The sequence below is a fragment of the Hydrogenophaga sp. UC242_53 genome, assembly GCF_042696965.1.
GTDB lineage: Bacteria > Pseudomonadota > Gammaproteobacteria > Burkholderiales > Burkholderiaceae_C > Hydrogenophaga.
Genome location: NZ_CP170552.1, coordinates 1,710,149 through 1,732,447, shown reverse-complemented (window position 1 = coordinate 1,732,447; position 22,299 = coordinate 1,710,149). Strand labels below are relative to the sequence as shown.

Annotated in this window: 17 protein-coding genes, 2 tRNA genes and 3 pseudogenes; 11 read left to right on the top strand and 11 right to left on the bottom strand. The window is 68.2% G+C overall.

Going from position 1 to position 22,299, the window contains the following annotated elements:
* Window position 1: 1 nt before the first annotated feature.
* Window positions 2-86: transfer RNA gene (locus ACFJI0_RS08950), tRNA-Leu, on the top strand.
* Between the two features lie 161 nt (window positions 87-247).
* Here the strand turns inward: ACFJI0_RS08950 and rimO are convergent.
* Entirely contained in the window at window positions 248-1,630 is a 1,383-nt protein-coding gene (gene rimO, locus ACFJI0_RS08945) for a 30S ribosomal protein S12 methylthiotransferase RimO (protein WP_382324376.1), read from the bottom strand.
* Between the two features lie 163 nt (window positions 1,631-1,793).
* On the opposite strand from rimO, the gene ACFJI0_RS08940 reads away from it, so the two are divergent.
* Window positions 1,794-2,564 carry a DUF72 domain-containing protein gene (locus ACFJI0_RS08940; protein WP_382324374.1) on the top strand — a complete coding sequence of 257 codons (771 nt, stop codon included), beginning with the start codon at window positions 1,794-1,796 and terminating at the stop codon, window positions 2,562-2,564.
* Here ACFJI0_RS08940 and phaR read toward each other — a convergent pair.
* The 4 genes and pseudogenes from phaR to ACFJI0_RS08920 all read right to left on the bottom strand — a co-directional run bounded on the left by phaR (window position 2,554) and on the right by ACFJI0_RS08920 (window position 6,726).
* Window positions 2,554-3,096: a polyhydroxyalkanoate synthesis repressor PhaR gene (gene phaR / locus ACFJI0_RS08935; RefSeq protein WP_297401674.1), complete on the bottom strand. Its 543-nt coding sequence runs from the start codon at window positions 3,094-3,096 to the stop codon at window positions 2,554-2,556. The genes ACFJI0_RS08940 and phaR overlap by 11 nt on opposite strands.
* Window positions 3,097-3,318: 222 nt before the next feature.
* Window positions 3,319-3,395, bottom strand: a tRNA-Val gene (locus tag ACFJI0_RS08930).
* 63 nt (window positions 3,396-3,458) lie between these two features.
* A pseudogene (locus tag ACFJI0_RS08925) lies at window positions 3,459-5,783 on the bottom strand (RelA/SpoT family protein).
* A 22-nt stretch (window positions 5,784-5,805) separates the two neighbouring features.
* Entirely contained in the window at window positions 5,806-6,726 is a 921-nt protein-coding gene (locus ACFJI0_RS08920; protein ID WP_382324372.1) for an alpha/beta fold hydrolase, read from the bottom strand.
* A gap of 91 nt (window positions 6,727-6,817) precedes the next feature.
* Between ACFJI0_RS08920 and ACFJI0_RS08915 the strand changes: the two genes are divergently transcribed.
* On the top strand, window positions 6,818-7,588 hold the full coding sequence (locus ACFJI0_RS08915) for a 3-hydroxybutyrate dehydrogenase (protein ID WP_382324370.1): 771 nt from the start codon (window positions 6,818-6,820) through the stop codon (window positions 7,586-7,588).
* 114 nt (window positions 7,589-7,702) lie between these two features.
* On the opposite strand, the gene ACFJI0_RS08910 is transcribed toward ACFJI0_RS08915, so the two are convergent.
* Together ACFJI0_RS08910 and ACFJI0_RS08905 are read right to left on the bottom strand one after the other, a co-directional pair.
* On the bottom strand, window positions 7,703-8,455 hold the full coding sequence (locus ACFJI0_RS08910; protein WP_382324368.1) for an SIMPL domain-containing protein: 753 nt from the start codon (window positions 8,453-8,455) through the stop codon (window positions 7,703-7,705).
* The gene (locus ACFJI0_RS08905) at window positions 8,452-8,745 is read right to left on the bottom strand and encodes a hypothetical protein (protein WP_291121875.1); all 294 of its coding nucleotides are present in this window, start codon (window positions 8,743-8,745) and stop codon (window positions 8,452-8,454) included. The genes ACFJI0_RS08910 and ACFJI0_RS08905 overlap by 4 nt, the downstream gene beginning before the upstream one ends.
* Window positions 8,746-8,914: 169 nt before the next feature.
* Here ACFJI0_RS08905 and ompR point away from each other — a divergent pair, with 169 nt between their 5' ends.
* Window positions 8,915-9,646 (top strand): two-component system response regulator OmpR, encoded by a 732-nt coding sequence (gene ompR / locus ACFJI0_RS08900; RefSeq protein WP_291121876.1) that lies wholly within the window; start codon window positions 8,915-8,917, stop codon window positions 9,644-9,646.
* Window positions 9,646-11,050 (top strand): annotated as a pseudogene (locus ACFJI0_RS08895) (ATP-binding protein). Before ompR ends, ACFJI0_RS08895 begins: the two are co-directional and overlap by 1 nt.
* On the opposite strand, the gene ispF reads toward ACFJI0_RS08895, so the two are convergent.
* Together ispF and ispD are read right to left on the bottom strand one after the other, a co-directional pair.
* Window positions 11,034-11,537: a 2-C-methyl-D-erythritol 2,4-cyclodiphosphate synthase gene (ispF, locus tag ACFJI0_RS08890; RefSeq protein WP_382324367.1), complete on the bottom strand. Its 504-nt coding sequence runs from the start codon at window positions 11,535-11,537 to the stop codon at window positions 11,034-11,036. The pseudogene ACFJI0_RS08895 and the gene ispF sit on opposite strands and share 17 nt — an antisense overlap.
* A complete protein-coding gene (gene ispD / locus ACFJI0_RS08885; protein ID WP_382324365.1) occupies window positions 11,534-12,256 on the bottom strand; it encodes a 2-C-methyl-D-erythritol 4-phosphate cytidylyltransferase in 723 nt (240 codons plus the stop codon). The genes ispF and ispD overlap by 4 nt, the downstream gene beginning before the upstream one ends.
* Before the next feature lie 119 nt (window positions 12,257-12,375).
* Between ispD and mfd the strand changes: the two are divergent.
* The 4 genes and pseudogenes from mfd (at window position 12,376) to ACFJI0_RS08865 (ending at window position 18,306) form a co-directional block, all read left to right on the top strand.
* Window positions 12,376-15,868 (top strand): annotated as a pseudogene (mfd, locus tag ACFJI0_RS08880) (transcription-repair coupling factor).
* A gap of 125 nt (window positions 15,869-15,993) precedes the next feature.
* Window positions 15,994-16,971, top strand: coding sequence for a Bug family tripartite tricarboxylate transporter substrate binding protein (locus tag ACFJI0_RS08875; RefSeq protein ID WP_382324363.1), 978 nt, complete (start codon window positions 15,994-15,996; stop codon window positions 16,969-16,971).
* 31 nt (window positions 16,972-17,002) lie between these two features.
* Window positions 17,003-17,740 carry a phosphoserine phosphatase SerB gene (serB, locus tag ACFJI0_RS08870; RefSeq protein ID WP_382158516.1) on the top strand — a complete coding sequence of 246 codons (738 nt, stop codon included), beginning with the start codon at window positions 17,003-17,005 and terminating at the stop codon, window positions 17,738-17,740.
* Window positions 17,741-17,754: 14 nt separating this feature from the next.
* Complete coding sequence (locus tag ACFJI0_RS08865; RefSeq protein WP_382158518.1) at window positions 17,755-18,306, top strand: redoxin domain-containing protein; 552 nt, start codon at window positions 17,755-17,757, stop codon at window positions 18,304-18,306.
* Window positions 18,307-18,315: 9 nt separating this feature from the next.
* Here ACFJI0_RS08865 and ACFJI0_RS08860 read toward each other — a convergent pair whose 3' ends face one another.
* The gene (locus ACFJI0_RS08860; RefSeq protein WP_382324361.1) at window positions 18,316-18,681 is read right to left on the bottom strand and encodes a translation initiation factor Sui1; all 366 of its coding nucleotides are present in this window, start codon (window positions 18,679-18,681) and stop codon (window positions 18,316-18,318) included.
* A 40-nt stretch (window positions 18,682-18,721) separates the two neighbouring features.
* Here ACFJI0_RS08860 and ACFJI0_RS08855 point away from each other — a divergent pair, with 40 nt between their 5' ends.
* Entirely contained in the window at window positions 18,722-19,969 is a 1,248-nt protein-coding gene (locus ACFJI0_RS08855; RefSeq protein ID WP_382324359.1) for a DEAD/DEAH box helicase, read from the top strand.
* A 1-nt stretch (window position 19,970) separates the two neighbouring features.
* Here ACFJI0_RS08855 and ACFJI0_RS08850 read toward each other — a convergent pair whose 3' ends face one another.
* Window positions 19,971-20,891, bottom strand: a complete 921-nt coding sequence (locus tag ACFJI0_RS08850; RefSeq protein WP_382324357.1) for a LysR family transcriptional regulator — start codon at window positions 20,889-20,891, stop codon at window positions 19,971-19,973.
* 166 nt (window positions 20,892-21,057) lie between these two features.
* Between ACFJI0_RS08850 and ACFJI0_RS08845 the strand changes: the two genes are divergently transcribed.
* Window positions 21,058-22,296: an NAD(P)/FAD-dependent oxidoreductase gene (locus ACFJI0_RS08845; RefSeq protein WP_382324355.1), complete on the top strand. Its 1,239-nt coding sequence runs from the start codon at window positions 21,058-21,060 to the stop codon at window positions 22,294-22,296.
* Window positions 22,297-22,299: the final 3 nt, after the last annotated feature.

Here is a 22,299-nt window from a genome sequence, read left to right as displayed (position 1 = left end):
AGCCCAGGTGGCGGAATTGGTAGACGCACTAGTTTCAGGTACTAGCGAGTAACATCGTGGAGGTTCGAGTCCTCTCCTGGGCACCAATCATAAAGGGCTTGCAAACGTGATGTTTGCAAGCCCTTTTCTTTTGCCTTATCAAGATGCAAAGCCTGCAAGCAGGCTTTGCGCATACGGTTGAGTTGCTTCACATTCTGAAGCACCCGATGTGGCCGGCGAGTGTGCAGTCCGGCCATCGCAGTCACCGTCAAACCGGGACCGCCAACAGGTCGTGTCCCTGTGCCGCGACCACACGGGCCTTGGTGAATTCGCCGACCTTCATGGTCTTGCTGATCTTCTCTGGCGGCAGCAGCCGCACCACACCATCGATCTCCGGCGCATCGGCGTAACTGCGTCCGATGCCGCCCTTCTTGCCCAGGCTCGGCGCGGAATCCACCAGCACCTGCATGGTCGCGCCCACGCGCTGCTGCAGCTTCTCGGCCGACACGGCCTCGGCCACCGCCATGAAGCGCGCCCGGCGTTCTTCCCGCACGGCATCGGGCACGGCGTCCGGCAGCTCGTTGGCCGTGGCACCCGGCACCGGCGAATAGGCGAAGCAGCCGGCGCGGTCGATGCGCGCCTCGCGCACGAACTCCAGCAAGTGGTCGAACTCGGCCTCGGTCTCGCCAGGGAAGCCGGCAATGAAGGTGCTGCGCACCACGATCTGCGGGCAGAGCTCGCGCCAGCGCGCGATGCGCTCCAGGTTCTTCTCACCACTGGCGGGCCGCTTCATGCGGCGCAGCACGTCCGGATGGCTGTGCTGCAACGGCACGTCCAGGTAAGGCAGGCACAGGCCGTCGGCCATCAGCGGAATGATCTCGTCCACGTGCGGATACGGGTACACATAGTGCAGCCGCACCCAGGCGCCATAGCCCTGGGCCAGTTCACCCAGCGAGCGCACGAGATCGAACATGCGCGTCTTCACCGGCTTGCCATCCCAGAAGCCGGTGCGGTACTTCACATCGACGCCATAGGCCGAGGTGTCCTGGCTCACCACCAACAACTCCTTCACGCCAGACTCGAACAGCTTGCGCGCTTCGGTCAGCACGTCGCCGATCGGTCGGCTCACCAGATCGCCGCGCATGGACGGGATGATGCAGAACGTGCAGCGGTGGTTGCAGCCCTCACTGATCTTCAGGTAAGCGTAATGGCGCGGCGTGAGCTTGATGCCCTGCGGCGGCACCAGGTCCACAAAGGGGTCGTGCGGCTTGGGCAGGTGCTCGTGCACCGCCGTCATCACCTCGTGCGTGGCATGCGGGCCGGTCACGGCGAGCACGCTGGGGTGCATCTGCCGCACCAAGTTGCCGCCGCCCTCGCCTTCGCGCGCGCCCAGGCACCCGGTCACGATCACCTTGCCGTTCTCGGCCAGGGCTTCGCCAATGGTGTCCAGGCTCTCACGAACGGCGTCGTCGATGAAGCCGCAGGTGTTGACGATCACCAGATCGGCACCGGCAAAGGTTTTGGAGGTTTGGTAACCCTCGGCGCTGAGTTGCGTGAGGATCAGTTCGGAGTCGGTCAGCGCCTTGGGGCAACCCAGGCTGACGAACCCGACTTTGGGTGTTTTGGCGGCGGAGGCGGTGTCGTAAGTCATTGTTTCCATTTGAATTCCGCCGGGCTACCTGGCTGAAGAGCGTGGTCCGTTATTGTAAGGCGGCGCGTCGATTTGGCTGACAGCACATTCCTTGGCCCCTCGCCGGCAGCGGTCGGCCAGACAGGCACGGGCACCGGCACGCGGATTGCCACACACCAGCGGCATGACACGGACCACACCTTCCCTCCACATCGGCACCGCAGGCTGGGGCCTACCGCGAGCGGTGGCCGAGGCATTTCCGGGCGACGGAGCGCTGCTGGAGCGCTATGCACGGGTGCTGGGCTGCACGGAAATCAACACCACCTTCAGCCGCACCCACCGCGCGGACACCTTCGAGCGCTGGGCGATGCAGACACCGACCGGTTTCCGCTTCTCGGTGAAGCTGCCCAAGGCTTTCACGCACGTGGCGCGGCTGAAGGTTCCACCCCGGGAGGTGGGCGCCTTCGTTTCGTCGCTGGCGGGACTCGGCGAGCGCCTGGCGGTGTTGCTGGTGCAACTGCCGCCGTCGTTGGGATTCGATCCCGAGGTGGCACGCGACTTCTTTCGCTCGGTGCGCGCGGAATACCCGGGTGCGGTCGTCTGCGAACCGAGGCATCCCACCTGGTTCACGGCGGTGGCCGAGCGCTTGCTGGTGGAGCAGGGCATCGGTCGCGTGGTCGCGGATCCGCCCAAACCTGCCGGCGCCGGGGAGCCAGGCGGCTGGCTCGGCGAGCGCGGAGACGGCCAGGGTGCCGTCGTCTACTGCCGTTGGCACGGCTCGCCACGCATGTATTGGTCGGCTTACGACGACGACTGGCTTGAGGCCAGGGCGCGGGAGTTGTTGAACTGGCCAGCGACCACCCAAGTCTGGTGCATCTTCGACAACACTGCGGCGGGCGCAGCAGCCGACGACGCGCTGCGGCTGGCAGCGAGAATGGCGAGACTCAGCGCTTGAGCCCCAGCGCCGCCAGCATCTGCTCACTGTTCTTCTGCATCTGCTCCTGCATCTGCGTGAAGGCGGTGCGCGACTGCTCCAGGTAGGTGCCCATCATGCCCTGCATCATGGGCGACTGCACGTTCATGAACTGCTTCCAGGCTTCCGGGTTGACGCCCGTGGACTGCTCGGCCATCTTGTGCTGCAGATCCATGAAGATCTGGACGTTCTTTTCGAGGTAGGCGCCCATGAAATCCTGCATGGCATGGCCATAGAACCGAATGATGTTGGCCAGCACCTGCTCGGTGAAGATCGGCACGCCCGCCGTCTCTTCTTCCAGGATGATCTGCAGCAGGATGCTGCGCGTGAGGTCGTCGTTGGTCTTGGCGTCCCGAACCACGAAGGGCTCGTTGTCCATGACCAGCGACTTCACTTCGGCCAGCGTGATGTACGACGAGGTGTCGGTGTCGTAGAGACGCCGGTTCGGGTACTTCTTGATCACACGCACGGCGGGCGCACGTTCGCTGCCGCTACCGGCCTTGGTTTTTTGCACTGCGGGACTTTCTGGAAGGAACGGGCGAACAAGGCCCGTCGTCTGCGGGAAGGATACGGCACATTCTAAAAACCCGCCCCTGGGCCGCAAGCATGGGTTTTCCCTGTGCGGGGAGCCTTGCGAGACAGCGTCCGGCGATGCCCTGGCGCCGGACAGACGAAAAAAAAGCAGACTGCGGGGTCTGCTTTCTGTTTCCGGGGCCTGGTTGACCCCGAAGAAGTTTGGTAGGCGCGATTGGACTCGAACCAACGACCCCCACCATGTCAAGGTGGTGCTCTAACCAGCTGAGCTACGCGCCTACAAACGATTCGAAGCCTCGCAGTATAGCAGTGTTCCGGGGCACTTCTGGCCGACCCATCACATCATTTGCGGCGCACCACCCGCACACCCGGCACATCGCCCACCACGGACATGGCCCGCAGCACCTGCCGGGCGTCCGACACCTCGATGGTGAAGGTCATCCAGGCCACGTCCTTGACCGACTGGGTCTGCACCCCGATCACGTTCATCTTCTCGCGGGCGAACACGTCCGAAATGTCACGCAGCAGGCCCTGGCGGTCCTGCGCCTCGATGGCCACGTCCACCGGGTACACGGCCGCGCGGCCATCCCGATCCGGGGCGACCTGACCGCTCCACTGCACCTCGATCACGCGGTCTGGGTTCTTGCGCTGCAGGTGGGCGAAATCGCTGCAATCGGCTCGGTGGATGCTCACGCCCTTGCCGCGCGTCACGAAACCGCCAATGTCGTCCGGCGGCGCCGGCTTGCAGCACTTGCCAGTTGCGTCATGAGCGAATCCACCCCGACCACCAGCACCCCACCGCTGGGCTGGCTGGAGGACTTGCGCGGCTTCTTGAGCCACACGGGAATTTCGGACGGCGCCTCGGGCTCGGGCGGGCGCAGGTGCATCTCGATGGCCCGCAGCGACAGTTCGTCCTTGCCCACCTGCTCGAAGAGCTCCTGCGCAGAAGCCAGTCCCATGGACACGGCAAGGTCGTCGAACTTCAGCGCGGTCTTGCCCTCGCGCTGCAGCAGTTTTTCCACCGCCTCGCGCCCGCGCGCCATGGTCTCCTCCATGGCCTGCGCGTTGAACCATGCGCGCACCTTGCTCTTGGCCCGGTGGCTGACGAGGTAGCCCAGTTCGGCATTGAGCCAGTCGCGCGACGGCCCGCCCTCTTTCGCGGCGGTGATTTCCACCGTCTGCCCGTTCTGCAGGGGCGTGTTGAGCGTGACCATGGCGCCATCGACGCGCGCCCCCCGGCAGCGGTGGCCGAGGTCGGTGTGCACGCTGTAGGCAAAGTCCACCGCCGTGGCGCCCTGGGGCAGTTCGACGATGGCCGCATCGGGCGTGAGCACGTAGATGCGATCGTCGAACAGCCCCTGCGCGGTGCCGCTCAGGTCGCGCTCCCAGGCCAGCAGCTGGCGCAGCACCGCGATCTTGGCGTCGTACTCCGAGCTGGCCGAGACGCCGGCATAACCCTTGGCTCCCGCCTCCTTGTACGCCCAATGCGCGGCCACGCCGTGTTCGGCATGGTCGTGCATGGCCTGGGTGCGGATCTGGATCTCGAAGGCCCGGCCCTGCTCATCGCGCACCACCGTGTGCAGCGACTGGTAGCCGTTCGGTTTGGGTTTGGCGATGTAGTCGTCGAATTCGTCGGCCACCGGCACATAGTTCGCATGCACATGGGCCAGCGCGGTGTAGCAATCATCGCGGCCGGGCACGATCACGCGCAGCGCGCGGATGTCGAACACCTGGTCGAAGTCCAGCGACTTGCCGCGCATCTTCTTGACGATGCTGTAGATGTGCTTGGGCCGTCCCTGCACGGAAGCGGCCACGCCCTGGCGTTGCAGCTCGGCCTCGAGCTGCTGGCGCACCTGCTCCACATGGGCTTCGCGTTCGGCGCGTTTCTCGTCCAGCAGCCGGGCCACGTGCTTGTAGGTCTGCGGCTCCAGGAAACGGAAGGCCAGGTCCTCCATTTCCCACTTGATCTGCCAGATGCCCAGGCGGTTGGCCAGCGGCGCGAAGACGTGCAGCGACTCGCTGGCGAGCGCGTCACCAGGCTCTCCCTTGCAGGCGGCGAAGTAGCGCAGGGTCTGCAGCCGGGACGCCAGGCGCAGCATGACCACGCGCAGGTCGCGCGAGAAGGCCAGCAGCATCTTGCGCACGTTCTCGGTCTGGCTCGCGGCCAGCTCGGACACCGGCGCCTTGCCGGGCGTTGCGCACGGGCAGGGCCTGTTCCTGCGCCGCCTGGCGTTCCTCTTCCTTCTTGGCCAGCACCTCGGCCGACTTGATCCGGGCCTGGCGCTGCAACTGCACCAGCTTGGTGGTCTCCAGCGCCAGCGCCGCGAAGTTGTCGCCAAACGCCTTGGCGATCACCTCTTGCGGGCGGTTCAGGTGCTGGCAGGCGTACACCAGATACGCCGCCGCCTGCATCGCCTCGGAGCCGCCGATGTCGTGCAGCACGCCGGCCACGGCATCGGCGTGCGCCAGGGTGTTCTCGCCGGTGTCGAGCTGTTCGCTGCCCAGCAAGGGTTCCGCGAACGCGCGCGCGCGGGCCAGTGCGTTGGCCTGCTTGGGCAGGCTGTCGGAAGTGGCCGCCACGATCGCCGAGGGCACGGCCGGCGCGCGCTCGATGAGGGTGGCCGCATGGGAGGCCTCGGACGAGGTCGGGGAAATCACACGTTTCATGAATCGCTCAACAACCAACCGCTCAGTTGGACCAGAGGAAGTCCCGGACGGCGGCCACCTGATCATCGGCCACCAGCGTCGGCGCGTGGCCCACGCCCTCAAAAACCACACAGCGCGCCCTGGGACCGCGCCGCCCCATCTCGGCGGCGGTGGCCTCGGAGAGCAGGTCCGACTGCCCGCCGCGCAGCAGCAGGGTGGGCGCGGTGATGGCGTCGTACAGCTGCCAAAGGGTGGCCTCGCCGTCGCGGGCGATCTGCCGGGCCTGTGCCTCGTCGGCCATGCCGGTCAGGGCCTTGACCGGCATGGCGATGGCCGGGTCGTAGTGCAGCCACCAGCGCCCGTCGCGCTCGCGCAGCAGCGGCAGGGACAGCGCCCGCCATTGCGCCGGCGTGTGGGGACCGAAGCCGGCGGAAATCGAGGCCAGGTAATCCAGGGCCGCCTGCTCGCTGTCGAACGAGGGGTTCTGGCCCAGGTAGGTGCTGATGCGCTGCAGTGCCTCCCACTGGATGGCCGGCCCCACATCGTTGAGCACCAGGCGGCGTGGTGCCAGGGCGGGCTGGGCCGCGATCGCCATGCCGATCAGTCCGCCCATGCTGGTGCCGACCCAGTCGATCACGGCCTTCGGGTTCGCTGCGCGCACATGCATCAGCAGCGCCGCCAGGTCGGCCGCGTAGGTGGGCACTTGGTAGGCCATGGGATCGGCCAGCCAGTCGCTATGGCCGCGCCCGGTCACGTCGACCGCGATCACGCGACAGCGGCCGACCAGGGCGCGCGCCAGGGTGTCGAAGTCGCGCCCCTGGCGCGAGAGACCGTGCACGCAGACCACGACATGGCGGTGGTCGCCCGAGGCGCTGGCCCAGTCCCAATAGGCCATGCGGCGCGGTTCGCCGGTGCGGGCCACGGGCCCGGTGACGGGAAGGTATTGGAGGTTCGGTTCTTGCATGGTGTGACAGTGCGAAGCGGGCGCCTGGAGGCGTCCGTGATAATGCCTTGAGCGCTTTTCAACCCATCGTACTGGAACTGGAGTTCACTTCATGCTTGCCAACAAGACCGCCCTCGTCACCGGCTCCACCAGCGGCATCGGCCTGGGCATTGCCAAGGCCCTGGCGCGCCAGGGTGCCAACATCGTGCTCAACGGTTTCGGCGATGCCGAAGGCCCCAAGGCGGAGATCGCTGCGCTGGGGGCCAAGGTCGCCTACCACGGCGCCGACATGAGCAAACCGGCGGAGATCGAGGCCATGATGGCCTTCGCGGCCAGCACCTTCGGCCAGGTGGACATCCTGGTGAACAACGCGGGCATCCAGCACGTCGCGCGCGTGGAAGACTTTCCCGTCGAGCGCTGGGACGCGGTCATCGCCATCAACCTCAGCAGCGCCTTCCACGCCAGCCGCCTGGCCCTGCCCGCGATGCTCAAGTCCAACTGGGGCCGCATCATCAACGTGGCGTCGGTGCATGGGCTGGTGGGTTCGGCCGAGAAGTCGGCCTACGTCGCGGCCAAGCACGGCATCGTGGGCCTGACCAAGGTCACGGCGCTGGAGAACGCCACCACCGGCGTCACCTGCAACGCTATCTGCCCGGGCTGGGTGCTCACCCCGCTGGTGCAGAAACAGGTGGACGCCAAGGCCGCGGCGCAAGGCATTTCCAACGCGGACGCCACCAAACAGCTGCTGGGCGAAAAAGAGCCGTCCATGCAGTTCACCACCCCGGAAGAACTGGGCGAGCTGGCGGTGTTCTTCTGCTCGGCGGCCGGCAACAACGTGCGGGGCGTGGCCTGGAACATGGACGGCGGCTGGGCCGCCCAGTAACAGCAGCACCCCCGCCGCGCTTCGCGCGTCCCCCTCCAGGGGGCGGCGCCAGCGGCCCGGCAAAGCCGGTTCCGCGGCACCTCTGGACCGCGCCGTCTCAGGCGCAGAAGTTGTCTATTTCAGCTGGATCGAGCCCGACACGGTGACGTTGACCGTGGACTTGCCGGCTTCCACCGGCACGGCGGCGTCCGACATCGCGGCCTTGGCTTCCATGGCCATGGCGCGCGGCTGGAACGGGCGCACTTCCTGGTCGGCCGAACTCACATTGATTTCGCGCAGGCTGTAGCCGGAGAAACCGAAGCCCTTGCTGACTTCATCGGCCCGGGCCTTGAAGCGCTCGATGGCCAGCGCCTGCACATCGGACTCGAGCTTGCGGCGTGCGTCGCGCGAGAGCGAGAAGCTGGTGCCCGACATGGTCAGGGTCTGGATCTTGCCGGCCGTGGCGCTGATGAGGGCGAAGTCGCGCCCTTCGAGCACCAGTTCGGTGCTGCCCTGCCAGCCGTTGATCTTGCCGTTGCTGCTGTAGCGCGGATACAGGCTGAACTGGCCGGTACGGACCTCCAGCTGCTGCGGCTTGGCGTTGGCGCGGGCCACGGCCAGCGCGGCGTCGAGTGCCTGCTTGAGCTGGTTCTGCACCGTCACGGCGTCGCTGCCCTCGCGCGTGGTGTTCAGGCTCATGCTCAGCCAGTCCTGGGGCACCTCCAGGAAACCGCTGGCGGCGATGTTCACCACGTTGGCGGGCACGGGCACCGTGACCTGGGCCATCGCCGAAGCGCTCAAGCCCAGCCCGAGGGCCAGCACGGAGGAGAGAAGAAAGCGGGAAGAAGAAGAGGGACCGGAGAAACGACGCGAGGAAGACAGGGTCATGGTTTGAACTTGAAGTCGTGATGCGGCTGGTCGCGAAGCTGTTCGCGCAGACGCTGGCGCTCTTCCACCGAAAGTCGGTAGGGTTTGCGGCTGTCGTCCATGTCATCGAAGGGCTGTCGCAGCGCATCGCGCAAGCGCATCGTGCTGCGTGGGTCGCTTTCGTCGGCCGAGATCGGCATGACGGCCACCGGCGCATCCGAGGGCATCGGATGCACGCGCTGGTCGCCCGGCGCGGCATAGGCCGAACCCAGGGTGACTAGCAACAAACCACTCGACAGATACGATTTCATGGTGCACTCAAGTATGGTCAATTCGCCGATTGTGTGATGTGGGCGAGGTGAAGCGGCGGAGTATGCGGGCAACATCTGTAACAGCGTGTCATAAAAATAAAAAATGAGTGCTGACAAGCACTTGGCGCTGCCACAATCGAGTTTGTTACATTTAACGGAAGTTGCTCCCATGCCACAAACCACTGTCCGTCCCAACAAAGTGCTGGTCGTCGACGACGACGTCCGCATCCGCGACCTGCTGCGCCGCTACCTCATGCAGGAAGGCTTCGAGGTCATGCTGGCCGAAGACGGCAAGGCCCTCAACCGGGTTCTGCAACGCGACTCGGTCGACATCATCGTGCTCGACCTGATGATGCCCGGCGAAGACGGCCTGTCGATCTGCCGCCGCCTGCGCGCCAATGGCGACCGCACGCCCATCATCATGCTCACCGCCAAGAGTGAGGATGTGGACCGCATCGTGGGCCTGGAAGTCGGCGCCGACGATTACCTGGGCAAACCCTTCAACCCGCGCGAGCTGCTGGCCCGCATCCACGCCGTGCTGCGCCGCCGCCCGCCCACCGAGGTGCCGGGTGCACCGTCGCAGGACCAGGAAGTGGTGAAGTTCGGCCCGTTCGAGTTCGACCTGAGCCTGCGCACCCTGCGCAAGGAAGGCGCCGACCTGCCGCTGACCACCGGCGAATTCGCCATGCTCAAGGCCCTGGTGCGCCACCCGCGCCAGCCCCTGTCGCGCGAAAAACTGGCCCAGCTGGCGCGCGGCCGCGAGTTCGAGCCCTTTGACCGCAGCCTGGACGTGCAGGTCTCCCGCCTGCGCAAGCTGATCGAAGAGGACGCCGCGTCGCCGCGTTACCTGCAGACCGTCTGGGGCGTGGGTTATGTCTTCGTGCCCGATGGCAATGCCTGATGTCCGACGAGTCACGCGTTCCGTTCGAGACCCAGCCGGCCTCGCTGGAGACAGCGCCGGCCCCGCTGGACATGCGTCCTTCGCGGGGCGTGAGCCTGTTCTGGCGCACGTTTTTCTTCCTTGCCCTGCTGCTGGTCGGCTGCACCGTCGCCTGGCTGCAGACCTTCCGCGCGCTGGAGTACGAGCCGCGGGCGCTGCAGAGCGCGAACCAGCTGGCCTCGCTGGTCAACCTCAGCCGCGCCGCCCTGGTGCACTCGGACGCCATCGCCCGGGTCTCGCTGATCAAGACCCTGGCCAGCGAGGAAGGCCTGCGCATCGCGCCGCGTGAGCCCACCGACACCTTCCGCCTCTACAACACCGACGCACTGAGCCGCAACGTGGCCGAGCGCCTGCGGGGCCGGCTCGGGCCCGACACGCTGGTGGCGCGCGAAGTCAATGGCGCGCCAGGCCTGTGGATCGGCTTCACCATCGACGGCGACCCCTACTGGCTGCTCACCGACCCCTCGCGCATCGGCCCGGTGGCGGGCACCACCTGGCTGATCTGGCTGGGCACCGCCGCCCTGCTCTCGCTCACGGGCGCGGCGCTGATCGCGCGCCTGATCAACCGGCCACTGAAGAAGCTCTCGTTCGCGGCCAGCCGCGTGCGCGAAGGCGATTTCAACGCGAGCCAGCTCAACGAAGCCGTGCGCCACCAGCGAGATCCGCGAGGTCAACATCGGCTTCAACCGCATGGCCCAGCGGCTCTCCAAGATCGAGCAGGACCGGGCCCTGATGCTCGCCGGCATCTCGCACGACCTGCGCACGCCGCTGGCCCGCCTGCGCCTGGAAACCGAGATGAGCGTGGACGACGCGCAGGCGCGCGAGCACATGGCGGCCGACATCGACCAGGTCAACGCCATCATCGACAAGTTCCTCGACTACGCCCGCCCCGACCACCTCAAGCCCGAGCGCGTGAGCCTCAACCAGGTGGTGGACGCCGCGATCTTCTCGGTCGGCCAGGACCCGAACACCTACATCACCACCAACATCCCGCGCGACACCGCCGTGATGGGCGACGCGGTGGAACTGCAGCGCGTGTTCTCCAACCTGATCGAGAACGCCATGCGTTACGGGCGCGACCCGGAAACCGGCATCGCCAAGATCGACATCGCGGCCAAGGCCAAGGACGACGACGTGCTGGTCAAGCTGCGCGACCACGGGCAAGGCGTCAACCCGGAGCAGCTCGAACAGCTGACCCAGCCGTTCTACCGGGGCGACGTCTCGCGCAGCGCGGCCACCGGCACCGGCCTGGGCCTGGCGATCGTGGACCGCGCCATCGCGCGCATGGGCGGCCGTTTCGCGCTGGCCAACAGCAGCACCGGGGGCCTCGCGGCCCACATGAAACTGGTCAAGGCGCCGTCTTGACGAGCAGCGCCACCGCGCGCGCCTCGATCGACAGGCCCTGCCCCACGGGGCCGATCTTCTCGGCCGTCTTGGCCTTCACGTTGACCTGACCGGTCGCCAGCCCCAGCGTGCGGGCGATGCCTTCGCACATGGCGGCGATGTGGGGCGCGAGCTTGGGCGCCTGCGCGATCACGGTGCTGTCGATGTTGCCGATCTCGAAACCCGCCTCGCGCACCCGGCGCGCCGCCTCGGCCAGCAACACGCTGGAGTCGGCGCCTTTGAAACGTTCGTCGGTGTCGGGGAAATGGCGGCCGATGTCGCCAAGCGCCGCCGCGCCCAGCAGCGCGTCGGTGATGGCGTGCAGCAGCACGTCGGCATCGGAATGGCCGAGCAGCCCCTGGCTGTGGGGAATGCGCACGCCGCCGATGATGAGCGGCCGCCCGGGCACCAGCGCGTGCACGTCCCAGCCCTCGCCGATGCGGAACGACGGAACGGTGTTGGGGTTCATGAACGGCTCCTGAGCACGGCTTCGGCGAGCGCGAAGTCTTCGGGGTAGGTGACTTTGAAGTTCTGCGCGCTGCCACGCACCAGCAGCGGCCGGTGGCCCGCCATCTCCATGGCGCTGGCCTCGTCGGTCACACCGGCGAAGCCACCGGGCGCCGTGGCCGCCAGCGCGGCCTGCAAGGCGCCCAGGCGGAACATCTGCGGCGTCTGCGCCAGCCACTTGTCGGCGCGCTCCACCGTGGCCGCCACGCGCCCACCGGTTTCGGCCTTGAGCGTGTCCGGCAAGGGCAGCGCCAGCAGGCCACCCACGGCGTCGTTCCTGCAGGCGTCGATCAGGGCATCCACCTGGGCCGGCGTGACGAGGCAGCGCGCGGCGTCGTGCACCAGCACCCAGTCGTCCACCCCCGCGCCCTGCTCGCGCAAGGCCTGCAGGCCGTTGAACACGCTCTCCGCGCGCGTGGCCCCGCCGCAGCGCGCCAACGTGGTGCCCACGGGCTGCGAGGTCCAGAAGCTATCGTCGGGCGCGATGACGACCACGCAGCCTTGCAGGCGCGCCACGGCGCGCAAGGCCGCCAGGGTGTGCATCACCATGGGCTGGCCGGCGATCGGCTGGTACTGCTTGGGGATGTCGGTGCCGGCCCGGGTGCCGGTGCCCGCACAGGGCAGCAGCGCATGGCATCGGGGAGCGCCCGGGCGGGTCAATTCGGTGTCGGCATGGGGCATGGTGTGCCTGCATTCTAAAATCAGCCCTCACACCCCCGCCCTCCCGGTCGGGGGTGTTCGTCATGGCCGCATTGGCCCACCACGCACTCAAGTCCACCCCGCACGCCCCTCCATCTCCCATGGACTTGCCCAAACTCACCCCCGGCAAACGCCACACCGTGCCGCATCCCGGCGGCTCGGCCGATGCCCTGATGCTGGCCCAGCTGGGCGAGCGCGAAAAAGCCGCCGGCCGACTCACCGCCATCGTCACCGCCGACGCCAACGACGCGCAGCGGCTGATCGACGAGATGGCGTTCTTCGCGCCCGGCCTGCGCTGCGCCCTCTTCCCCGACTGGGAAACGCTGCCCTACGACACCTTCTCGCCGCACCAGGACCTGATCAGCGAACGCTTGGCGACGCTCTGGCGCATCTCGCAGCGCGACAAGGACACCGGCGCCGACGTGGTGCTCGTCCCCGCCACCACCGCGCTGTACCGGCTCGCGCCGCCGTCCTTTCTGGCCGGCTACACCTTCCACTTCAAGGTCAAGCAGAAGCTCGACGAAGCCAGGCTCAAGGGCCAGCTGACCCTGGCGGGTTACCAGCACGTGACGCAGGTCGTGAGCCCCGGCGAGTACGCGGTGCGCGGCGGCCTGATCGACCTCTTCCCCATGGGCAGCCTGGTGCCCTACCGGGTGGACCTGTTCGACGACGAGATCGACAGCATCCGCACCTTCGACCCCGACAGCCAGCGCAGCCTCTACCCGGTGAACGAGGTGCGGCTGCTGCCCGGGCGCGAGTTCCCGATGGACGACGCGGCGCGCGCCAAATTCCGCAGCCGCTGGCGCGAGCTGCTCGAAGGCGACCCGACCAAGAGCCGCATCTACAAGGACATCGGCAACGGCGTTGCGCACCGCCGGCATCGAGTACTACCTGCCGCTGTTCTTCGACGACACCGCCACCGTGTTCGACTACCTCGGCGCGGACGCGACCGTGGTGCTGCATGGCGACCTGGAGCCCGCCTTCCAGCGCTTCTGGCAGGACACCAAGGACCGCCACCGCCTGCTGCGCGGCGACACCGAGCGGCCGGTGCTGCCGCCCGAAGCCCTGTTCCTGGGCACCGAGCAGTTCTACACCCGCGCCAACCAGCACGCGCAGTACGTGGTGCGCCCGGCGCAGCAGGAGATCGAACACGGCGCGCACGTGCAGAAGCTGGGCGACCTGTCCGTGGTGCGCGGCGCCGAAGACCCGCTCTCGCGCCTGCAGGCCCACATCCGCAACACCGCGCACCGCGTGCTGCTGCTGGCCGAAAGCGATGGCCGGCGCGAGAGCCTGCTGGACTTCCTGCGCGCCAGCGGCGTCCACCCGCCGGCCTTCGACTCGCTCGCCGAGTTCCAGGCCAGCGAAGAAAAGACCGGCATCGCCACCGCCGCGCTCGCGGTCGGCTTCTCCTGGCTGGACGACGGCATCGACTTCGTCACCGAGACCGAGCTCTTCGCCGCCGGCCCCACCACGCGCCGGCGCAAGAAGCAGGAACAGGTCAGCGACGTCGACGCGCTGATCAAGGACCTGTCCGAGCTCAACCTGGGCGACCCCGTGGTGCACAACGCGCACGGCATCGGCCGCTACCGCGGCCTGGTGAACATGGACATGGGGGAGAAAAACCCCGACGGCAGCCCCGCGCTGCAGGAATTCCTGCACCTGGAGTACGCCGACAAGGCCGTGCTCTATGTGCCGGTGAGCCAGTTGCAGCTGATCGGCCGCTACACCGGCGTGAGCGCCGACGAGGCGCCGCTGCACAAGCTGGGCAGCGGCCAGTGGGAAAAGGCCAAGCGCAAGGCGGCCGAGCAGGTGCGCGACGCCGCCGCCGAGCTGCTCAACATCTACGCCCGCCGCGCCGCGCGCCAGGGCCATGCGTTCCGCTACTCGGCGCAGGACTACGAGGTGTTCGCCAACGACTTCGGCTTCGAGGAGACCGCCGACCAGCGTGGCGCCATCCACGCCGTGATCCAGGACATGATCAGCCCGCGCCCCATGGACCGCCTGGTCTGCGGCGACGTGGGCTTCGGCAAGACCGAGGTCGCCCTGCGCGCCGCCTTCGTGGCCGTCACCGGTGGGCGCCAGGTGGCCTTCCTCGCGCCCACCACGCTGCTGGCCGAACAGCACTTCCAGACCCTGTCCGACCGCTTCTCCAAGTGGCCGGTGAAGGTGGCCGAGATGAGCCGCTTCCGCTCGGCCAAGGAAATCACCGCCGCCGCCAAGGGCCTGGCCGACGGCTCGGTGGACATCGTGGTCGGCACGCACAAGCTGCTCAGCGAAAGCGTGAAGTTCAAGGACCTGGGCCTGCTCATCATCGACGAGGAACACCGCTTCGGCGTGCGCCACAAGGAGGCGATGAAGGCCTTGCGCGCCGAGGTCGACGTGCTCACGCTCACCGCCACGCCGATCCCGCGCACGCTGGGCATGGCGCTCGAAGGCCTGCGCGATCTCTCCGTGATCGCCACCGCGCCGCAGCGCCGCCTGGCCATCAAGACCTTCGTGCGCAACGAGGGCAACGGCGTGATCCGCGAGGCCGTGCTGCGCGAACTCAAGCGCGGCGGGCAGGTCTACTTCCTGCACAACGAGGTCGAGACCATCGAGAACCGGCGCCAGAAGCTGGAGGAGATATTGCCCGAGGCGCGCATCGCCATCGCGCACGGCCAGATGCCCGAACGCGACCTGGAGCGCGTGATGCGCGACTTCGTGGCGCAGCGCTTCAACGTGCTGCTGTGCTCCACCATCATCGAGACCGGCATCGACGTGCCCACGGCCAACACCATCGTGATGAGCCGCGCCGACAAGTTCGGCCTGGCACAGCTGCACCAGCTGCGCGGCCGCGTGGGCCGCAGCCACCACCAGGCCTACGCCTACCTCATGGTCCCCGACATCGAAGGCCTGACCAAGCAGGCGGCGCAGCGACTGGACGCGATCCAGCAGATGGAGGAACTTGGCAGCGGCTTCTACCTGGCGATGCACGACCTGGAGATCCGCGGCGCGGGCGAGGTGCTGGGCGAGAACCAGAGCGGCAACATGCTGGAGGTGGGCTTCCAGCTCTACAACGAGATGCTGTCCGAAGCGGTGAGCTCGCTCAAGGCCGGGCGCGAGCCCGACCTGCTCTCGCCGCTGTCGGTCACCACCGACATCAACCTGCACGCCCCGGCCTTGCTGCCCAACGACTACTGCGGCGACGTGCACCTGCGCCTGTCGTTCTACAAGAAGCTGGCCACCGCGAAGAACACCGACCAAGTCGATGCGCTGCTCGAGGAAATCGTGGACCGCTTCGGCAAGCTGCCACCCCAGGCGCAGACGCTGATCGACGTGCACCGCCTGCGCTGCATCAGCACGCCCTACGGTGTCGTCAAGGTCGATGCGGCACCGGGCGTGACGAACATCACCTTCCGCGCCAACCCGCCGTTCGAGCCGATGCGCATCATCGAACTGATCCAGAAGAACCGCCACATCAAGCTCGCCGGCAACGACAAGCTGCGCATCGAGCGCGCCCTGCCCGAGGTGAAGGACCGCGTGCAGCTGGTGCGCGACGTGCTGCGCAGCCTGGGCCAGCCGCTGCAGGCGAAGACCCCCGCGCCGGCCCCGTAGGTCCCCACCGAGGGTGGGCCGGGCCCGATACCCAACGGCATGGTTTTTGCGTAAAACGGCATGCGCAGCCTTCCCTGGTGGCCCTGTCCCTTTCACCGCACAAACACACCGATACGGAGCCCACCATGCCGACCCGACGCACCGCGCTGCACATCGCCAGCGCCCTTCTTGCGCTCGCCCTCTCTGGCCCCACGCTGGCGCAGGGCAGCTACCCGGACCACGTGGTGAAGGTCATCGTCGGCCTGCCGGCCGGCGGCAGCGCCGACATGATCGCGCGCATGCTGGGCCAGAAGCTCAACGCCCAGTTCGGCCAGCCCTTCGTGATCGAGAACCGCGCGGGCGGCTCGGGCCAGATCGGCATGCCGGCGGTTGCCAGGGCCGCGGCCGACGGCTACACCCTCACCGTGTCGCCCGCCTCCTTCCTGACCACGAACAAGAGCATCTTCAAGACCCTGCCCTACGACCCCGAGGCCGACTTCATGCCGATCTCGCGGCTGGTGAACCAGCCCATGGTGCTGGTGGTCAAGGACAGGCAGAAGTACCCGACCGCCGCCGCCTTCCTCGCCGCCGCCAAGGCCGCGCCGGGCAAGATCAGCTACGCCTCGTCGGGCGACGGCAGCCCGCAGCACCTGGGTGGGCTGATGTTCGAGACCCGCAGCCAGGCCCGCATGCTGCATGTGCCCTACAAGGGCGGCGCGCTCGCGGTCAACGACACCCTCGCCGGCAACGTGGACGCGATGTTCGCCGTGCTGCCCGAGGCCCTGCCGCACATCCAGGCCGGCAAGCTCCATGCGCTGGGCCTGATGAGCCCCCAACGCTCGCCCGTCCTGCCGGACGTGCCCACCATGGCCGAAGGCGGTCTGGCGAACCTCAACCTCTCGGCCTGGGTCGCCATCCTGGCGCCCGCCAAGACCCCGCGCCCCATCATCGACCAGCTCAACCGCGCGGTGAACACCGCCATGGACGCCGAATTCAAGGCCAAGCTGGCAGCCAGCGGCATCGAGGTGGCCCCCAGCACGCCGGAAGAATTGCAGCGCATCATCTCGGCCGACATCAAGCTGCACGCCGAACTGGTCAAGGCCGCCGGCCTCACGCCACAGTAAGGGCTTGTGCATGGCTGGGATAATCCCGGCCATGACACAAGCTCCCGCCACCGCCACCGAATTCGCCCCCGGCCTCACCGTCCAGGGCTTCACCCCTCCGCTCAAACTCAGCGACTTCAAGCTCATCGCCTTCGACATGGACTCCACGCTCATCAGCATCGAGTGCGTGGACGAGATCGCCGACGCCGTGGGCAAGAAGGCCGAGGTGGCCGCCATCACCGAGGCCGCCATGCGCGGCGAGATCACCGACTACAAGGACAGCCTGCGCAAGCGCGTGGCGCTGCTGCGCGGCGTGACCATCGCCGACATGGAGCAGATCTACACCGAGCGCCTGCGCATCAACCCCGGCGCGGCCGAGCTGGTGCGCGCCTGCAAGGCCGCCGGCTTGAAGGTGCTGCTGGTCTCGGGCGGTTTCACCTTCTTCAGCGAGCGCGTGCGCCAGACGCTGGGCATCGACTTCACGCGCGCCAACGTGCTCGAAGTGGAAAGCGGCCCGAACTGCGGCCAGCTCACGGGTTACATGGTGGACCAGCCCTGGGGCGACATCTGCGACGGTGCCGAGAAACGCCGCACGCTGCTCGAAGTGGCGTCGCTGCTGGGCATCGAGCCCTCGCAGTGCATCGCCATGGGCGACGGCGCCAACGACCTGCCCATGATGGGCGTGGCCGGCCTCTCGGTGGCGTACCACGCCAAACCCGCCGTGCGCGCGCAGGCCATGGTGGCCATCAACGAAGGCGGGCTCGACCGCCTGCTCGAAGTCCTGCGCTGAACACGCTGATGCCCATGACGTCACGCCTTGCCCGCTTCGCGCAGTCGCTGCGCCGGCGGTGGAAAAGCCACCTCGTCACCCTGGGCCTGGTGCTCGCGGTGCTGCTGGGCGTGCAGGCCTGGCAGACGCGCGATGTGCCGCGCGGCCCCGCGCCCGATCTGGCCCTCACCCTGGTTCAGCCCGACGGCAGCGAGCGCCGCACGACCCTGGCGCAATGGCGCGCTGACCACCCCGGCCAGCCCGTGGCCCTGCACGTGTGGGCAGAGTGGTGCCCCATCTGCCGCACGGAAGAACACAGCGTGACCCGGCTCTCGGCGGACTGGCCGGTGCTCACCATCGCCATGCAATCCGGTCAGGCCGGCCCCGTGGCCCGCGTGCTGGCGCAGCGGCAGTTGCCCTGGGCCACGGCGATCGATCCGCGCGGCGAGATCGCCCGCCAGCTCGGCTTCAAGGCCGTGCCGGCCTTCGTGGTGGTGGATGCCCAGGGCCGGCTGCGCACGCCCACGGCCGGCTACACCAGCGAGATCGGCATGCGGCTTCGGCTGTGGTGGGCGCGGCTGTTCTGAGCCCGGGCCTCAGCCGCCCACGCGTTTGACGGCGTGACCCTGGGATTTCAGCGCGGCCATCACCTTCTCGATGTGATCGCCCTGGATCTCGATCACGCCGTCCTTCACCGTGCCACCGGTTCCGCAGGCCGCCTTGAGCTGCTTGCCCAGCGCGGCCAAAGCCACCGCGTCCAGCGCCAGACCCTTGACCAGCGTGACCCCCTTGCCACCCCGGCCCTTGGTCTCGCGCGAGACGCGCACCACGCCATCGCCCGCCGGCACGGCGCTGGCCCGTTGCTTGCACACGCATTGCGCCACCGGCTGGCGGCAGTCGGGGCACATGCGGCCCGCATCGGTGGAGTAGACCAGGCCACCGGTCGAAAGCTTGTTCTTCATGGGGCCGCATCCTACCCGGGCCGGTACACTGCCCCGATCCATGCCATTCACCGCCCTGGGCCTCGCGCCCGCCCTCGCCCAAGCCGCCGCCGAACTCGGTTTCACCACGCCCACCCCGATCCAGCGTGAAGCCATTCCGGCCGTGCTGGCCGGCCATGACCTGCTCGCCACCGCGCAGACCGGCTCCGGCAAGACCGCGGCCTACGCCCTGCCCCTGCTGCAACGGCTCACCCAGGCCGCCACCCATTCGCCGCGCCGCGTGCGCGCGCTGGTGGTCGTGCCCACGCGCGAACTCGCGGCGCAGGCCGGCGAGGTGGTGCGCGCGCTGGCGCAGCATCTGCCGCGCCCGCCCAAGGTGGCCGTGGTGTTCGGCGGCGTGTCGATCAACCCGCAGATGATGGCGCTGCGCGGCGGCGCCGACGTGGTGGTCGCCACGCCCGGGCGCCTGCTCGACCTGGTGGAACACAACGCGCTGCGCCTGTCGGCCGTGGAGCTGCTGGTGCTCGACGAAGCCGACCGCCTGCTGGACCTGGGCTTCGCCGACGAACTCGCGCGCGTGCTCGCCTTGCTGCCCGTCCAGCGGCAGAACCTCTTCTTCTCGGCCACCTTCCCCTCGCCGGTGCAGGCACTGGCCGACGCGCTGCTGCACGACCCCTTGCGCATCGACGTGCCCGCCGCGCCGGCCGAGGCCGCGGTGATCCTGCAGCAGGCCTTTCTGGTCGACAGCACGCGCCGCACGCAGTTGCTGCGCCAGCTCATCAAGGACCAGGGCTGGCAGCGCGTGCTGGTGTTCGTGGTCACGCAGTACGCGGCCGAGCGCGTGGCCGCCAAGCTGCACCACGGTGACCTGTACGCCACCTCCTTCCACGGCGGCCTGAGCCAGGGCGCGCGCCAGCAGGCGCTGGGCGAGTTCAAGGAAAAACGCTGGGACGTGGTGGTCACCACCGACCTGGCCGCGCGCGGCATCGACATCGAGCAACTGCCGGTGGTGGTGAACTACGACCTGCCGCGCTCGGCGGTGGACTACGTGCACCGCATCGGCCGCACCGGCCGCGCCGGTGCGAGCGGCCTGGCGGTGAGCTTCGTGAGCCCGACCACCGAAGCCCACTGGCGCCTGATCGAGAAACGCCAGGGCCTCTCCCTGCCGCTCGAGGTCCTGCCCGGTTTCGAGCCCACCGAAACCGCGCCACCGCCTTCGCCGGGCGACGGTGGCATCAAGGGCAAACGGCCGAGCAAGAAGGACAAGCTGCGCGCAGCCGCTGCTGCCGCCGCCCGCAAGCCGGACTGATTCAGCCCTGAGCCCCCTTGCCCGCGCGCCGGGCGCCCCCACCGCGCTGCCGCAACAGATCGAGAAAAGTGGCCGCCGCCGGCGACAGCGACTGCCCCTTGCGCTGGTACACGAAGTACTCGCGCTGGATCGCCGGCGCGCGCAGCGGCACGAAGCGCACGCCGAAGTTGTCGGCGAACGAGCGCGCGTACTCCGGTGCGAGCAGCACGCCCATGCCGTGGCCGGCCAGCGCCATCGCCGTGGTGAGAAAGCCCACGTCGCTCGCCGTGTCCAGCGAGAAGTCGTGGCCGTGCGTGTGCAGCGCGCGCTCCACGTGGCGGCCGAACTCGTGGGAGTAACTGATCCAGCGCTCGTCGCGCAGCTCTTTCCACGACACGCTGGCGCGCTCGTAGGCCGGGTGCCCCTTCGGGCACACCAGGCGGATCGGTACGTTCATGAGGAAGCTGCGCGTCACGTCCTCGCCCGTCAGGCGCTCGGGGCCGATGCCCAGCTCCACCGCCCCGTGGCGCACGGTGTCCACCACGTCGTCGGCCACCGCGTCCTTCAGGCGCAGGCTGATGCCGGGGTGCTGCTGGCCGAACTCGGTGAGCACCGAGGCCACCCAGGTGCAGGCCATCATCTGCGAGGTGGACACGCGCAGGAAGCCCCGGCGCAAGGCGCGGATTTCGGAAGCGCCCTCGACCACCTGGCGCACGTCCTCCAGGATGCGCTGCGCCAGCGGCAGCAGGTTCTTGCCGGCCTCGGTGAGCGTGATGGCCGTGCGGCTGCGGTCGAACAGCTGCAGGTGCAGCTCCTGCTCCAGCTGCTGGACCAGCATGCTCACCGCCGACTGCGTGAGGCTGAGCTGGCGCGCCGCGCCGGTGAAGCTGCCGCTTTGCGTCACGGCCGCGAAGGCCCGCATCTGTCTCAAGCTGATGTTCATCGCGTGCACCCATCTGGTTCAGAAGCGGTGCCCGCGGGCGTGCATGCACCATCATCAGATTTCATGATGAATGTATCAAAAGAATTCGCTTGTTTGATGCATCGCACGGTTCATAGAATGCCGCGAGACACCCCACCCCTCCCCCTCACAAGAATCCGTTGATCCCATGCATATCGCCGTTGTAGGCACAGGCATCGTCGGCGCCTGCACAGCCGCCTGGCTGCAGCGCGACGGCCACCAGATCACCTTCGTCGATCCGCTGGAACCGGGCGAAGCCTGTTCGTTCGGCAACGCCGGCTCCCTCTCGCCCAGCGCCTGCCTGCCGGTGGGCATGCCCAACATGTGGAAGAAAGTGCCCAGCTGGCTGCTCGACCCGCTGGGCCCGCTGACCATCCGCACCACCTACCTGCCGCGCGTGATGCCCTGGCTGCTGCGCATGCTGCAGCACTCCACGCCGCAGGAGGTCACGCGCATCGCCACCGCGCTGCAGACCCTGCTGCGCCCGATCTTCGACTGCTACGGCCCCCTGCTCGACCACGCCGACGCGAACGCCCTGGTGCGCCGCAGCGGTTGCCTGTACGTCTACTCCTCGCGCGAGGCCGCCGACCAGTGGAAGTGGGGCATGGCCCTGCGCAAGTCCCTCGGCGTGAACCTCGTCAACGTCGAGCGCGATGAGCTGGAAGAACTCGAACCCGACCTGAAGGGGCGCTTCCGCTTCGGCATCCTCGCGCCCGACAACGGCTCCACGCTGGACCCCTCGCAACTGGTCAAGGCCCTGGTCGCGCAAAGCGTGCGCGACGGCGCCCGCCACGACCACCGCTCGGTCACCGGCTTCGAACGCGAAGGCCGGCGCGTCTCCGGCCTGCGCATGGACCGCGGCGAACCGCTCGCGGTCGATGGCGTGGTGGTGGCCGCCGGCGCCTGGTCCGGCCAGCTCGCGAAACAGCTCGGCGACCGCGTGCCACTCGAAACCCAGCGCGGCTACCACGTGACCGTGCGCAGCTCCAATCTGAAGCTGCGCCACACCGTGATGGCCTCGGAGAACAACATCATGGTCAACCCCATGGCCATGGGCCTGCGGCTGGCCGGCACGGTGGAATTCGCCGGCCTCAAGCGCGCGCCCAACTACGAGCGCGCTCAGGCGCTGCTGCGCCAGGGCCAGCTGCTGTTCCCGCACCTGGACACCTCGGAAGTGACGCAGTGGATGGGCCACCGCCCCTGCATGCCCGACAGCCTGCCGGTGATCGACCGCAGCCGCGACGCCGACAACGCCTGGCTCGCCTTCGGCCACGGCCACATGGGCATGTGCATGGGCGCCAGCACCGGCCGCGAGGTGGCCCACCTGGTGGCGGGCCGCGCCACGCAGGTGGACCTGTCGCCGTTCAGCGCGCGGCGCTTCCGCTGAAAG